20 protein-coding genes are annotated in these 13592 nt (G+C 49.2%); 14 read left to right on the forward strand and 6 right to left on the reverse strand.

Going from position 1 to position 13592, the window contains the following annotated elements; all coding sequences use genetic code 11:
* Nucleotides 1–18 precede the first annotated feature (18 nt).
* From rpsM to arfA, 8 genes are all read left to right on the forward strand, one after another.
* Nucleotides 19–375 (forward strand): 30S ribosomal protein S13, encoded by a 357-nt coding sequence (rpsM, locus tag FEK42_RS11625; RefSeq protein WP_000090775.1) that lies wholly within the window; start codon nucleotides 19–21, stop codon nucleotides 373–375.
* A gap of 16 nt (nucleotides 376–391) precedes the next feature.
* Nucleotides 392–781 carry a 30S ribosomal protein S11 gene (gene rpsK / locus FEK42_RS11630; RefSeq protein ID WP_001029684.1) on the forward strand — a complete coding sequence of 130 codons (390 nt, stop codon included), beginning with the start codon at nucleotides 392–394 and terminating at the stop codon, nucleotides 779–781.
* Between the two features lie 33 nt (nucleotides 782–814).
* On the forward strand, nucleotides 815–1435 hold the full coding sequence (gene rpsD, locus FEK42_RS11635) for a 30S ribosomal protein S4 (RefSeq protein WP_000135224.1): 621 nt from the start codon (nucleotides 815–817) through the stop codon (nucleotides 1433–1435).
* A 25-nt stretch (nucleotides 1436–1460) separates the two neighbouring features.
* Nucleotides 1461–2450, forward strand: a complete 990-nt coding sequence (gene rpoA, locus FEK42_RS11640) for a DNA-directed RNA polymerase subunit alpha (RefSeq protein WP_001162094.1) — start codon at nucleotides 1461–1463, stop codon at nucleotides 2448–2450.
* 40 nt (nucleotides 2451–2490) lie between these two features.
* Entirely contained in the window at nucleotides 2491–2874 is a 384-nt protein-coding gene (rplQ, locus tag FEK42_RS11645) for a 50S ribosomal protein L17 (protein WP_001216368.1), read from the forward strand.
* A gap of 106 nt (nucleotides 2875–2980) precedes the next feature.
* Nucleotides 2981–3349 carry a DUF1992 domain-containing protein gene (locus tag FEK42_RS11650; RefSeq protein WP_135493040.1) on the forward strand — a complete coding sequence of 123 codons (369 nt, stop codon included), beginning with the start codon at nucleotides 2981–2983 and terminating at the stop codon, nucleotides 3347–3349.
* Between the two features lie 10 nt (nucleotides 3350–3359).
* Nucleotides 3360–3785 (forward strand): Zn(2+)-responsive transcriptional regulator, encoded by a 426-nt coding sequence (gene zntR / locus FEK42_RS11655; RefSeq protein WP_059222259.1) that lies wholly within the window; start codon nucleotides 3360–3362, stop codon nucleotides 3783–3785.
* Nucleotides 3786–3840: 55 nt separating this feature from the next.
* Complete coding sequence (arfA, locus tag FEK42_RS11660) at nucleotides 3841–4059, forward strand: alternative ribosome-rescue factor ArfA (protein WP_042201146.1); 219 nt, start codon at nucleotides 3841–3843, stop codon at nucleotides 4057–4059.
* Here the strand turns inward: arfA and mscL are convergent.
* From mscL to def, 5 genes are all read right to left on the reverse strand, one after another.
* On the reverse strand, nucleotides 4056–4466 hold the full coding sequence (gene mscL, locus FEK42_RS11665) for a large-conductance mechanosensitive channel protein MscL (RefSeq protein ID WP_000022442.1): 411 nt from the start codon (nucleotides 4464–4466) through the stop codon (nucleotides 4056–4058). The genes arfA and mscL overlap by 4 nt on opposite strands.
* Nucleotides 4467–4595: 129 nt before the next feature.
* Complete coding sequence (gene trkA, locus FEK42_RS11670; RefSeq protein WP_135490418.1) at nucleotides 4596–5972, reverse strand: Trk system potassium transporter TrkA; 1377 nt, start codon at nucleotides 5970–5972, stop codon at nucleotides 4596–4598.
* Between the two features lie 21 nt (nucleotides 5973–5993).
* Nucleotides 5994–7283, reverse strand: a complete 1290-nt coding sequence (gene rsmB / locus FEK42_RS11675) for a 16S rRNA (cytosine(967)-C(5))-methyltransferase RsmB (RefSeq protein ID WP_138211833.1) — start codon at nucleotides 7281–7283, stop codon at nucleotides 5994–5996.
* A gap of 45 nt (nucleotides 7284–7328) precedes the next feature.
* Entirely contained in the window at nucleotides 7329–8276 is a 948-nt protein-coding gene (gene fmt / locus FEK42_RS11680) for a methionyl-tRNA formyltransferase (RefSeq protein ID WP_135490416.1), read from the reverse strand.
* Nucleotides 8277–8290: 14 nt separating this feature from the next.
* A complete protein-coding gene (gene def / locus FEK42_RS11685) occupies nucleotides 8291–8800 on the reverse strand; it encodes a peptide deformylase (protein ID WP_135493039.1) in 510 nt (169 codons plus the stop codon).
* A 129-nt stretch (nucleotides 8801–8929) separates the two neighbouring features.
* Between def and dprA the strand changes: the two genes are divergently transcribed.
* Genes dprA through FEK42_RS11715 form a run of 6 tightly spaced genes read left to right on the forward strand, consistent with a single transcriptional unit; the run spans nucleotide 8930 to nucleotide 12724 of the window.
* Nucleotides 8930–10054 carry a DNA-protecting protein DprA gene (gene dprA / locus FEK42_RS11690; RefSeq protein ID WP_135493038.1) on the forward strand — a complete coding sequence of 375 codons (1125 nt, stop codon included), beginning with the start codon at nucleotides 8930–8932 and terminating at the stop codon, nucleotides 10052–10054.
* Nucleotides 10026–10499, forward strand: coding sequence for a DUF494 family protein Smg (gene smg / locus FEK42_RS11695; protein WP_000460680.1), 474 nt, complete (start codon nucleotides 10026–10028; stop codon nucleotides 10497–10499). The genes dprA and smg overlap by 29 nt, the downstream gene beginning before the upstream one ends.
* Nucleotides 10500–10527: 28 nt before the next feature.
* Nucleotides 10528–11070 (forward strand): type I DNA topoisomerase, encoded by a 543-nt coding sequence (locus tag FEK42_RS11700; RefSeq protein ID WP_001129723.1) that lies wholly within the window; start codon nucleotides 10528–10530, stop codon nucleotides 11068–11070.
* A gap of 4 nt (nucleotides 11071–11074) precedes the next feature.
* Nucleotides 11075–11647, forward strand: coding sequence for an L-threonylcarbamoyladenylate synthase type 1 TsaC (gene tsaC, locus FEK42_RS11705; protein WP_135493037.1), 573 nt, complete (start codon nucleotides 11075–11077; stop codon nucleotides 11645–11647).
* Between the two features lie 4 nt (nucleotides 11648–11651).
* Complete coding sequence (gene aroE, locus FEK42_RS11710) at nucleotides 11652–12470, forward strand: shikimate dehydrogenase (protein ID WP_130206871.1); 819 nt, start codon at nucleotides 11652–11654, stop codon at nucleotides 12468–12470.
* The gene (locus tag FEK42_RS11715; protein WP_135493036.1) at nucleotides 12467–12724 is read left to right on the forward strand and encodes a DUF1488 domain-containing protein; all 258 of its coding nucleotides are present in this window, start codon (nucleotides 12467–12469) and stop codon (nucleotides 12722–12724) included. The genes aroE and FEK42_RS11715 overlap by 4 nt, the downstream gene beginning before the upstream one ends.
* Here the strand turns inward: FEK42_RS11715 and FEK42_RS11720 are convergent.
* Nucleotides 12700–13254, reverse strand: coding sequence for a gamma carbonic anhydrase family protein (locus FEK42_RS11720; RefSeq protein ID WP_135493035.1), 555 nt, complete (start codon nucleotides 13252–13254; stop codon nucleotides 12700–12702). The genes FEK42_RS11715 and FEK42_RS11720 overlap by 25 nt on opposite strands.
* Nucleotides 13255–13592: the final 338 nt, after the last annotated feature.

A 13592-nucleotide genomic window follows, 5' to 3' on the forward strand; every position in this document is an offset into this window, starting at 1 on the left:
AAATAGTAGGAGTGCATAGTGGCCCGTATAGCAGGCATTAACATTCCTGATCATAAGCATGCCGTAATCGCATTAACTTCGATTTATGGCGTCGGCAAGACCCGTTCTAAAGCCATCCTGGCTGCAGCGGGTATCGCTGAAGATGTTAAGATCAGTGAGCTGTCTGAAGGACAAATCGACACGCTGCGTGACGAAGTTGCCAAATTTGTCGTTGAAGGTGATCTGCGCCGTGAAATCAGCATGAGCATCAAGCGCCTGATGGATCTTGGTTGCTATCGCGGTTTGCGTCATCGTCGTGGTCTACCGGTTCGCGGTCAGCGTACCAAGACCAACGCACGTACCCGTAAGGGTCCGCGCAAACCGATCAAGAAATAATCGGGGTGATTGAATAATGGCAAAGGCACCAATTCGTGCACGTAAACGTGTAAGAAAACAAGTCTCTGACGGCGTGGCTCATATCCATGCTTCTTTCAACAACACCATCGTGACTATCACTGATCGTCAGGGTAACGCGTTGGGTTGGGCAACAGCCGGTGGTTCCGGTTTCCGTGGTTCTCGCAAATCCACTCCGTTTGCAGCTCAGGTTGCAGCAGAGCGTTGCGCTGACGCCGTGAAAGAATACGGCATCAAGAATCTGGAAGTTATGGTTAAAGGTCCGGGTCCAGGCCGCGAATCTACTATTCGTGCTCTGAACGCCGCAGGTTTCCGCATCACTAACATTACTGATGTGACTCCGATCCCTCATAACGGTTGTCGTCCGCCGAAAAAACGTCGCGTATAACGCTTCGTTTTCCAGGTTTGTTGGAGAAAGAAAATGGCAAGATATTTGGGTCCTAAGCTCAAGCTGAGCCGTCGTGAGGGCACCGACTTATTCCTTAAGTCTGGCGTTCGCGCGATCGATACCAAGTGTAAAATTGAACAAGCTCCTGGCCAGCACGGTGCGCGTAAACCGCGTCTGTCTGACTATGGTGTGCAGTTGCGTGAAAAGCAAAAAGTTCGCCGTATCTATGGTGTGCTGGAGCGTCAGTTCCGTAACTACTACAAAGAAGCAGCACGTCTGAAAGGCAACACCGGTGAAAACCTGTTGGCTCTGCTGGAAGGTCGTCTGGACAACGTTGTATACCGTATGGGCTTCGGTGCCACTCGTGCAGAAGCACGCCAGCTGGTTAGCCATAAAGCAATTATGGTAAACGGTCGTGTTGTTAACATCGCTTCTTATCAGGTTAGTCCGAATGACGTTGTAAGCATTCGTGAGAAAGCGAAGAAGCAGTCTCGCGTGAAAGCCGCTCTGGAGCTGGCTGAGCAGCGTGAAAAGCCAACCTGGCTGGAAGTTGATGCTGGCAAGATGGAAGGTACGTTTAAGCGTAAGCCGGAGCGTTCTGATCTGTCTGCGGACATTAACGAACACCTGATCGTCGAGCTTTACTCCAAGTAAAGCTTAGTACCAAAGAGAGGACACAATGCAGGGTTCTGTGACAGAGTTTCTAAAACCGCGCCTGGTTGATATCGAGCAAGTGAGTTCGACGCACGCCAAGGTGACCCTTGAGCCTTTAGAGCGTGGCTTTGGCCATACTCTGGGTAACGCACTGCGCCGTATTCTGCTCTCATCGATGCCGGGTTGCGCGGTGACCGAGGTTGAGATTGATGGTGTACTACATGAGTACAGCACCAAAGAAGGCGTTCAGGAAGATATCCTGGAAATCCTGCTCAACCTGAAAGGGCTGGCGGTGAGAGTTCAGGGCAAAGATGAAGTTATTCTTACCTTGAATAAATCTGGCATTGGCCCTGTGACTGCAGCCGATATCACCCACGACGGTGATGTCGAAATCGTCAAGCCGCAGCACGTGATCTGCCACCTGACCGATGAGAACGCGTCTATTAGCATGCGTATCAAAGTTCAGCGCGGTCGTGGTTATGTGCCGGCTTCTACCCGAATTCATTCGGAAGAAGATGAGCGCCCAATCGGCCGTCTGCTGGTCGACGCATGCTACAGCCCTGTAGAGCGTATTGCCTACAATGTTGAAGCAGCGCGTGTAGAACAGCGTACCGACCTGGACAAGCTGGTCATCGAAATGGAAACCAACGGCACAATCGATCCTGAAGAGGCGATTCGTCGTGCGGCAACCATTCTGGCTGAACAACTGGAAGCTTTCGTTGACTTACGTGATGTACGTCAGCCGGAAGTGAAAGAAGAGAAACCAGAGTTCGATCCGATCCTGCTGCGCCCTGTTGACGATCTGGAATTGACTGTCCGCTCTGCTAACTGCCTTAAAGCAGAAGCTATCCACTATATCGGTGATCTGGTACAACGTACCGAGGTTGAGCTCCTTAAAACGCCTAACCTTGGTAAAAAATCTCTTACTGAGATTAAAGACGTGCTGGCTTCCCGTGGACTGTCTCTGGGTATGCGCCTGGAAAACTGGCCACCGGCAAGCATCGCTGACGAGTAACCGGATCACAGGTTAAGGTTTTACTGAGAAGGATAAGGTCATGCGCCATCGTAAGAGTGGTCGTCAACTGAACCGCAACAGCAGCCATCGCCAGGCTATGTTCCGCAACATGGCAGGTTCACTGGTTCGTCATGAAATCATCAAGACGACTCTGCCTAAAGCGAAAGAGCTGCGCCGCGTAGTTGAGCCGCTGATTACTCTTGCCAAGACTGATAGCGTTGCTAATCGTCGTCTGGCATTCGCCCGTACTCGTGATAACGAGATCGTGGCAAAACTGTTTAACGAACTGGGCCCGCGTTTCGCGAGCCGTGCCGGTGGTTACACTCGTATTCTGAAGTGTGGTTTCCGTGCAGGCGACAACGCGCCGATGGCTTACATCGAGCTGGTTGATCGTTCAGAGAAAGCAGAAGCTGCTGCAGAGTAATCTGTAGTAACGTAAAAAAACCCGCCCCGGCGGGTTTTTTTATATCTGTAGTATCCCCACTTATCTACAATAGCTGTACTCTTTTTGTTCATCCCCTGGAGTATTTATGTGGTTACTTGACCAGTGGGCAGAGCGCCATATTACTGAAGCACAGGCTAAAGGTGTGTTTGAAAATCTCCCTGGCAGTGGTGAACCATTAATCCTGGAAGATGACACACATGTGCCGCCGGAACTGCGTGCGGGCTATCGCTTGTTAAAGAATGCCGGCTGTTTACCGCCAGAACTTGAGCAGCGCAAGGAAGCTATTCAGCTTCTGGATATTCTCAACGGTATCCGTCAGGATGATCCGCAATATCAAGATGTTAGCCGTCAGTTGTCTTTACTGGAGTTGAAACTGCGGCAAGCAGGTTTGAGTACTGAATTTTTACGTGGCGAATATGCAGATAAGCTTCTGCATAAAATTAATGACAACTGAGAGATAATTTATGTATCGCATTGGTGAGTTGGCAAAACTGGCAGAAGTTACGCCCGACACAATACGTTATTACGAAAAACAACAGATGATGGATCATGAAGTTCGTACGGAAGGAGGCTTTCGCCTATATACCGAAAGCGATCTCCAACGGTTGAAATTTATTCGGCATGCCAGACAACTTGGTTTCAGTCTTGAGTCGATCCGTGAGTTACTTTCGATCCGTATCGATCCTGAACATCATACTTGTCAGGAATCAAAAGGTATTGTGCAGGAAAGATTACAGGAAGTGGAAGCGCGGATAGCCGAGTTGCAGAGCATGCAGCGCTCCTTGCAACGTCTTAACGATGCCTGTTGTGGTAGCGCCCATAGCAGCGTTTATTGCTCTATCCTTGAAGCTCTTGAACAAGGAGCCAGCGGTGTCAAAGCAGGTTGTTGATTTTTTGCACTGACGGGATTACACTCGCGCCGTTAAATAACCAACTGGAGTTTTTATGAGTCGATATCAGCATACGAAAGGGCAGATAAAGGATAATGCGATTGAAGCATTACTACATGACCCTTTGTTCAGGCAGCGTGTAGAAAAAAATAAAAAAGGGAAAGGCAGTTATATGCGAAAAGGAAAACATGGCAATCGGGGTAGTTGGGAGGCCAGTGGCAAGAAAGTAAATCACTTTTTTACCACTGGCCTTCTGCTTTCAGGCGCTTGTTAAGATCGGTTATTCTGCTCTTTCAGCAAATCACGAATTTCTGTCAGTAATACTTCTTCTTTAGTTGGTGCAGGTGCTGCTGCCGGTTCTTCTTTCTTACGATTCAGTTTGTTGATTAGTTTAATCGCCATAAAGATGGCAAAGGCCACAATCAGAAAATCAAAGACGTTTTGAATGAAGACACCGTAATGCATCACAACAGCAGGGATATCCCCCTGCGCATCGCGTAGCGTGACAGCAAACTGTTTAAAGTCGATCCCGCCAATTAATAAGCCTAAAGGTGGCATGATGATATCGGCAACCAGTGAAGAGACGATCTTCCCGAATGCCGCACCGATAATGACACCCACCGCCAAATCCACCACGTTCCCGCGCATCGCAAATTCGCGAAATTCTTTAATAATGCTCATGTTATTCTCCCTATGAAGCCGACAACCATAAGTCTAACAAATGTTAAGCCATTTTCCTGCCAGGAATGAATTTAATTAATCCTTGATAATCAAAGGGAAATAATAAGGCGTCATTAGACGCCTTATTAATTACAAAAAGAAAGGACTTGGCTGGAAGAGTCTTTCGACGTCGGTAATAAACTTTTTATCTGTGAGGAACATAATTACGTGATCGCCTTGCTCAATGCGCAGATTGTCATTGGCAATCATCACGTCGTTTCCACGTACCACCGCTCCAATAATCGTTCCTGGCGGTAGCTTGATTTCATCAATGACTCTGCCGACAACGCGCGAGGTGCTTTCATCACCGTGAGCAACGGCTTCAATAGCTTCTGCTACGCCGCGGCGCAATGAGGAAACACCAACAATATCTGCTTTTCGCACATGACTAAGCAACGCAGAAATAGTTGCTTGTTGTGGTGAAATCGCAATATCGATCACGCTCCCCTGAACCAGATCCACATAAGCGCGACGCTGGATCAATACCATCACCTTTTTCGCACCCATACGTTTGGCGAGCATGGCTGACATGATATTGGCCTCGTCATCGTTGGTGACGGCAATAAACAGATCAACTTGATCGATATGTTCTTCGGCCAGCAGTTCTTGATCCGACGCATCACCAAAAAAGACGATCGTATTCTGCAACTTTTCCGCCAGTTCGGCAGCGCGCTGCTGATTACGTTCGATGAGTTTGACGCTGTAATCTTTTTCCAGGCGACGCGCCAGCCCTGCACCGATATTACCGCCACCAACCAGCATGATCCGCTTATACGGTTTTTCCAGTCGCTGTAATTCACTCATCACCGCGCGTATATGCTGCGAGGCGGCAATAAAGAACACTTCATCACCAGCTTCAACAATAGTCGAACCTTGCGGGCGGATAGGGCGGTCGTGGCGGAAAATTGCCGCCACGCGGGTATCGATATGTGGCATATGCTCGCGCATGGTCGAAAGCGCATTACCAATAAGCGGGCCACCATAATAGGCTTTTACCACTGCAAGGCTCACTTTGCCCTCAGCGAAGTTCACCACCTGCAATGCGCCGGGATACTCAATCAGTCGGTAAATATTATCGATAACCAACTGCTCTGGTGCGATCAGATGATCAATTGGTACAGCATCTGTATGAAATAGCTTATCGGCATCGCGCACGTAGTCTGGTGAGCGGATACGAGCGATGCGATTAGGTGTGTTGAAAAGTGAGTAGGCTACCTGGCAGGCAACCATATTGGTTTCATCTGAACTGGTTACAGCAACCAGCATATCGGCGTCGTCGGCACCTGCCTCCCGCAATACGCGTGGATGAGAGCCATGCCCCTGCACGACTCGCAGGTCAAATTTATCCTGCAAGGTCCGCAGACGCTCACCGTTGGTATCGACAACGGTAATGTCGTTGTTCTCGCCAACCAGGTTTTCCGCCAGCGTGCCGCCAACCTGACCGGCACCCAGAATGATAATTTTCATCAGTCGCGACCCGTTATCTCATCACTTTTTGATTAGCTTAGCGTAAAAGAAGCCGTCACCCTCTTCAGCACCAGGCAGATTTTGCTTACCCGGTTGTTCTGGTGTTCCGGTTTCGCAAAGTTCAGCATCAGCGGTGCGTTGCAAGAAGGCTTTAATCTGCTGGCTATTCTCTTCCGGTAACACCGAGCAGGTGGCATAAACCAGGGTTCCACCGGATTTTAAATGTGGCCAGATGGCGTCGAGAATTTCAGACTGCAGTTGCGCGAGTTCCGGGATATCGCGATCGCGACGTAACCACTTGATATCCGGATGTCGACGAATCACACCTGTTGCTGAACAAGGCGCATCTAATAAAATGCGATCAAACTGTTGCTCGCCACACCATTGGGAAGGGGAGCGGCCATCACCTTGTTTCACGGTCGCCTTCATACCAAGGCGTTTTAAATTGTCGTAAACGCGAGAGAGGCGCTGTTCGTCAATATCAACCGCAAGAACCTGCGCTTCTGGTGCCACCTCAAGGATATGTGTTGTTTTACCGCCGGGGGCGGCACAAAGATCCAGAATGTGTTCACCGTTTTGTGGCGCAAGCCAGGTCATGCAACCTTGTGCTGATGCATCCTGAACGGTAACCCATCCGTCTTCAAAACCGGGTAGCGCATGAACAGGTGCAGGTGTTTCCAGCCGTACAGCATCAGGGTAATCCGAATGCGGGAAGCCTTTCATTCCTGCTTCATCCAGCAATGCAAGCCAACTGTCGCGGGAATGATGCGTACGATTAACGCGCAGCCACATTGGCGGACGCTGGTTATTGGCGTCAACGATAGATTGCCACTGCTCTGGATACGCTTTTTGCAGACGCTTCAGCAACCAGGAGGGATGCAGATAACGTGCATCACTGGCATTAAACTCGGCTAATAACTCTTCTTGCTGACGCTGGAACTGACGTAATACGCCGTTAATCAACCCTTTAAGTTGCGGGCGCTTAATTGTGACAGCGCCTTCAACCGTTTCAGCCAGCGCAGCATGCGGTGGAATGCGGGTATAAAGCAGTTGATACAAACCAACCATAATCAGGTAATGCACGGTCCGCTGTTTGCCTGTCATCGGACGGGCCATTAACTTATTAATCAGCCAGTCTAACTGTGAAAGCGTGCGCAGTACGCCAAAGCACAACTCTTGAAGAAGTGCTTTGTCTTTATCGGAAACCTTTTGCTGGAGCGCTGGCAAAATGTTGCTTAATGATTGCCCTTGCTCGACGACTTGTTCAACGGCCTGGGCCGCCATGCTACGTAAATTACGTTGTTTTTTCATAAGTATAAAAATGCCCGGCAAGACCGGGCTTAGAAGAGTGGACTATCAGGCCAGACGCTTGCCCGGAACAAACCATTCCCGACGAGAATTCAGGAGGTCTTGTGCGCTCATCGCTTTCTTACCCGCAGGTTGTAACGAGAGCAGGTTCAGGATGCCATCACCAGTCGCAACCTGGATGCCTTGTTTGTTGGCTTCAAGGATCGTTCCTGGGGCAGCGTTGGTTACCGTATCAATGACCGACGCTTTCCAGACTTTAACCGGCTGTCCTTCAATTTCCAGCCAGCTCATTGGCCATGGATTGAAAGCGCGAATGCAGCGTTCAAGCTGTGCTGCCGAAAGTGACCAGTCAATACGCGCTTCTTCTTTACTCAACTTTTCGGCGTAAGTAACAAGAGTTTCATCCTGAATTTCTGGTTTCGCCGTGCCGTCTGCCAGTTGTTTCAATGTGGCGATAAGCCCTTGTGGGCCAAGCTCTGCCAGTTTGTCATATAACGTGCCGCTGGTATCTTCTGCGGTAATCGGGCAGGAGAGCTTATAGAGCATGTCACCGGTGTCTAAACCAACATCCATTTGCATAATGGTCACACCAGTTTCTTCATCACCCGCCCATAGTGAGCGTTGGATTGGTGCAGCACCGCGCCAGCGTGGCAGCAGTGAACCATGAACGTTGATACAGCCAAGACGCGGCATTTCCAGCACCGCTTTAGGCAGAATCAGCCCATAGGCGACGACGACCATAACATCAGCCTGCAGATCGGCGACCAGTTGCTGGTTTTCTTGTGGACGCAGGGAAACAGGTTGAAAAACGGGTAGACCTTTTTCCTCAGCCAGAACTTTAACCGGGCTGGGCATCAGTTTTTTACCGCGTCCTGCCGGTCGGTCTGGCTGGGTGAACACGCCAACGACGTTATGACCAGAAGACAACAGCGCGTCGAGATGACGCGCTGCAAAGTCAGGTGTTCCCGCAAAAATAATACGTAGTGATTCTGACACGTTAGTTCTTATCCTTAAGCCCGGGCTTTCAGACGATCCAGTTTTTCAACTTTCTGACGAATACGTTGTTGTTTCAGCGGTGACAGGTAATCCATGAACAGTTTACCGACCAGGTGATCCATCTCATGCTGAATGCAGATGGCTAACAGACCATCAGCTTCCAGTTCAAATGGTTTACCATCGCGGTCCAGGGCGCGAATTTTCACTTGCTCTGCGCGCGGCACTAAAGCACGCTGTTCAGGGATCGACAGGCAACCTTCTTCAATGCCTGTTTCGCCGCTTTTTTCTAAAAGCTCCGGATTGATTAACACCAGCCGTTCGTCGCGGTTTTCCGAAACATCAATAACAATGATACGTTGATGGATATCAACCTGGGTTGCCGCCAGGCCAATACCTTCTTCCGCGTACATCGTCTCGAACATATCATCGACGATACGCTGAATTTCTGCATTCACTTCTTCTACCGGTTTAGCAACTTTGCGAAGCCGCTCGTCCGGAATATGTAACACTTGCAAAACTGACATAAATCTCCAGAGATGTGTTCAGGAGTTAGAAAGATTATTTCTTCTATTCTAGACAAATCCCCCTCTGATTGACAGCATCACTGACCAATCGCAAAGATTGCTAAGGCTGCTTATGGCAGGGAGATAAGGATGGTCGATACCGAAATTTGGCTGCGTTTAATGAGCATCAGCAGCTTGTACGGCGATGATATGGTCCGCATTGCTCACTGGCTGGTAGAACAGCCAAATATTGATGCAGTTGTACTGCAGCAAACAGGGCTTTCATCGCGACAGGCACAACGCTTTCTTACATTTTCACAGCAGAGTATTGAAAGCTCACTTTGTTGGCTGGAGCAACCTAACCATCATTTAATCCCAGCGGACAGTGAATTTTATCCTCCTCAACTTATTGCAACGGCTGATTATCCAGGTGCACTGTTTGTTGCTGGTGATCTACAAGCGCTGCAATCATTTCAGTTGGCCGTAGTGGGAAGCCGGGTGCATTCATGGTATGGCGAACGGTGGGGGCGGCTGTTATGTGAGGCGCTGGCGGCGCGAGGCGTGACAATTACCAGTGGGCTGGCGCGCGGAATCGATGGTGTAGCGCATAAAGCGGCCTTGCAGGTAAATGGTGTCAGTGTTGCTGTGCTGGGGAATGGGCTAAATACCATTCATCCGCGTCGCCATGCCCGACTTGCTACCAGTCTGCTTGAACATGGTGGGGCTCTTGTCTCGGAATTTCCCCTCGATACCCCTCCTCTTGCTTACAATTTCCCGCGAAGAAATCGCATTATTAGTGGTCTAAGTAAAGGTGTACTGGTGGTGGAAGCGGCTTTGCGCAGTGGTTCACTGGTGACAGCGCGTTGTGCGCTTGAGCAGGGACGTGAAGTCTTTGCTTTGCCCGGTCCATTAGGGAGTCCCGGAAGTGAAGGCCCCCACTGGCTTATAAAACAAGGTGCGATTCTTGTGACGGAACCGGAAGAAATTCTGGAAAATTTGCAATATGGATTGCACTGGTTGCCAGATGCCCATGAAAAATCATTTTATTCATCAGATCAGGAAGACGTGGCATTGCCATTTCCTGAGCTCCTGGCTAACGTAGGAGATGAGGTAACACCTGTTGACGTCGTCGCTGAACGTGCCGGCCAACCTGTGCCAGAGGTAGTTACTCAACTACTTGAACTGGAGTTAGCAGGATGGATCGCAGCTGTACCCGGCGGCTATGTCCGATTGAGGAGGGCATGCCATGTTCGACGTACTAATGTATTTGTTTGAAACCTATATTCACACTGAAGCTGAGTTGCGTGTGGATCAAGACAAACTTGAACAGGATCTTACCGACGCAGGTTTTGAGCGAGAAGATATCTACAATGCCCTGCTATGGCTGGAAAAACTTGCTGATTATCAGGAAGGGTTGGCAGAACCGATGCAACTGGCCTCGGATCCTCTCTCCATGCGTATTTATACACCGGAAGAGTGTGAACGACTGGATGCCAGCTGCCGTGGGTTTCTGCTTTTCCTTGAGCAGATTCAGGTGCTCAACCTTGAAACTCGTGAAATGGTGATAGAGCGAGTGCTCGCGCTGGATAACGCAGAGTTCGAACTGGATGATCTGAAATGGGTGATCCTGATGGTGTTGTTCAACATCCCGGGCTGCGAAAATGCGTACCAGCAAATGGAAGAATTACTCTTTGAAGTGAATGAAGGTATGCTGCATTAATCATTTCTTTAATTCAGCATAAGTTGTTATGGCGAAATCAGCACTGTTCACGGTGCGTAATAATGAGTCCTGCCCAAAGTGCGGGGCTGAACTGGTTATTCGATCCGGGAAACACGGTCCGTTTCTTGGGTGCTCACAGTATCCGGCGTGTGACTACGTCCGTCCTCTGAAATCTTCAGCGGATGGGCATATCGTCAAAGTTCTGGAGGGGCAGGTTTGCCCTGCATGCGGAGCAAATCTGGTATTACGCCAGGGACGCTTTGGTATGTTTATTGGTTGCAGTAACTACCCTGAATGCGAACATACCGAACTTATCGATAAACCGGACGAAACAGCAATTACCTGTCCTCAATGTCGGACGGGCCATCTGGTCCAGCGCCGCTCCCGTTATGGCAAAACATTTCACTCCTGTGATCGCTACCCTGAGTGTCAATTTGCTATTAACTTCAAACCAATAGCCGGAGAGTGCCCTGAGTGTCATTATCCGCTACTCATCGAAAAGAAAACCGCGCAGGGTGTTAAACATTTCTGTGCCAGTAAACAATGTGGAAAGCCGGTTTCGGCGGAATAATAACGTGAATAATAACCTGCAAGGAGACGCTATCGCAGCTGCGATAGATGTCCTCAATGAAGAACGTGTCATCGCCTATCCAACGGAAGCCGTTTTTGGTGTCGGGTGCGATCCTGATAGCGAAACAGCAGTGATGCGGCTGTTGGAATTAAAGCAGCGTCCGGTTGATAAGGGGCTGATTTTAATCGCGGCAAATTACGAGCAGCTTAAACCCTATATTGATGACAGCATGCTGACTGGCGCGCAGCGTGAAACCATTTTTTCTCGCTGGCCTGGTCCTGTCACCTTTGTCTTTCCCGCGCCTGCGACAACACCACGATGGTTGACGGGCCGCTTTGATTCGCTTGCTGTACGAGTTACCGACCATCCGTTGGTGGTTGCTTTGTGCCAGACTTATGGTAAACCGCTGGTTTCTACCAGTGCCAACTTGAGTGGATTACCACCTTGTCGAACAATAGAGGAAGTTCACGCACAGTTTGGTGCTGATTTCCCGGTTGTGCTAGGTGAAACGGGCGGTCGTTTAAATCCTTCAGAAATTCGTGATGCCCTGACGGGTGAACTGTTTCGACAGGGGTAACATAATGGAAACCTATGCTGTTTTTGGTAATCCGATAGCCCACAGCAAATCGCCATTCATTCATCAGCAATTTGCACAGCAACTGAATATTGAACATCCCTATGGCCGCGTGCTGGCACCTATCAATGATTTCATCAACACGCTAAACGCTTTCTTTAGTGCTGGTGGTAAAGGTGCGAATGTGACAGTGCCTTTTAAAGAAGAGGCTTTTGCCAGAGCGGATGAGCTTACTGAACGGGCAGCGTTGGCTGGTGCTGTTAATACCCTCAAGCGGTTAGAAGATGGACGCCTACTGGGTGACAATACCGATGGTGTAGGCTTGTTAAGCGATCTAGAACGTCTGTCTTTTATTCGCTCCGGTTTACGTATTCTGCTTATCGGCGCTGGTGGGGCATCTCGTGGGGTATTACTGCCGCTTCTCTCTCTGGACTGTGCGGTGACAATCACTAACCGAACGGTTTCTCGCGCGGAAGAGTTGGCGAAATTGTTTGCGCACACTGGTAGTGTTCAGGCGTTGGGTATGGACGAACTGGATGGTCACGAGTTCGATCTTATTATTAACGCGACATCCAGTGGCATTAGTGGAGATGTTCCGGCGATCCCGGCATCGCTCGTCCATTCAGGTATTTGTTGTTATGACATGTTCTACCAGAAGGGAAAAACGCCCTTTCTGGCATGGTGTGAACAGCAAGGCTCAAAACGTAATGCGGATGGATTGGGGATGTTAGTGGCGCAGGCGGCTCATGCCTTCCTTCTCTGGCACGGTGTTCTGCCTGACGTAGCACCAGTTATAAAGCAATTGCAGGAGGAGTTGTCCGCGTGAATCAGTCCATCCAATTTCCAGACAGGGAAGAGTGGAGCGAGAGTAAAAAATGCGTTTGTTTTCCAGCTCTTGTAAATGGTATGCAGCTCACTTGCGCTATTACTGGAGAGAGTCTGGCGAACCGCTTTGCAGGAGATACGCCAGAACAGTGGTTAGCGAATTTTCGTCAGCATCGCTGGGACCTGGAGGAAGAAGCGGAAAACTTAATTCAGGAACAAAGTGAAGATGATCAAGGTTGGGTCTGGTTACCCTGATCCAGATATCCGTCCTTCCATTTCACGTAATTATTTGCGGAATAGCGTAACCCAGCCTTCTCTTCATCACTTAACGGGCGGATCTGTTTGACGGGGCTACCGAGATACAGATATCCGCTCTCCAGTCGTTTATTTTGTGGGACCAGGCTACCTGCACCAATCATCACATCATCTTCTACTATTGCGCCATCAAGTAAAATTGAGCCCATCCCAACCAAAACTCGATTGCCAATGGTGCAGCCGTGGAGCATCACTTTATGTCCAACCGTAACGTCTTCACCGACGATCAACGGATTGCCTTGTGGATTAGCCGTTGATTTATGGGTCACGTGTAAGACGCTACCATCCTGAATATTAGTGCGGGCACCGATTTGTACATAATTCACATCGCCACGAATCACAACGAGCGGCCAGATCCCCACATCATCAGCCAGGCGGGCGTCACCAATAACCACACTACTACTGTCGATCATTACGCGCTGACCGATTTGTGGAAAAAGATCGCGGTATGGGCGTAAAACATCAGACATACTTACCTCAACAATAAATGATTTACTAATGACTTTGGGTGCATTATTGGCCTTGTGCAAGTCTTTTAGTATGCAAAAAAGCACCGTTTTGTGTGTGAATGCAGCAAAAAGGGTGAAAAAACAACAAACGGAAAAAAAGATCAAAAAAGTACTTGTGCAAAAAATTGGGATCCCTATAATGCGCCTCCGTTGAGACGACAACGTGAAACACTTCACAAGATGGTCGTAACAACAAAGAGAAAAATCCTGAAATTCAGGGTTGACTCTGAAAGAGGAAAGCGTAATATACGCCACCTCGCGACAGTAAGCTGAAAGCCACGTCGCAACTGCTCTTTAAC

It is taken from the genome of Escherichia sp. E2748 (assembly GCF_005781125.1).
Classification (GTDB): Bacteria; Pseudomonadota; Gammaproteobacteria; order Enterobacterales; family Enterobacteriaceae; genus Escherichia.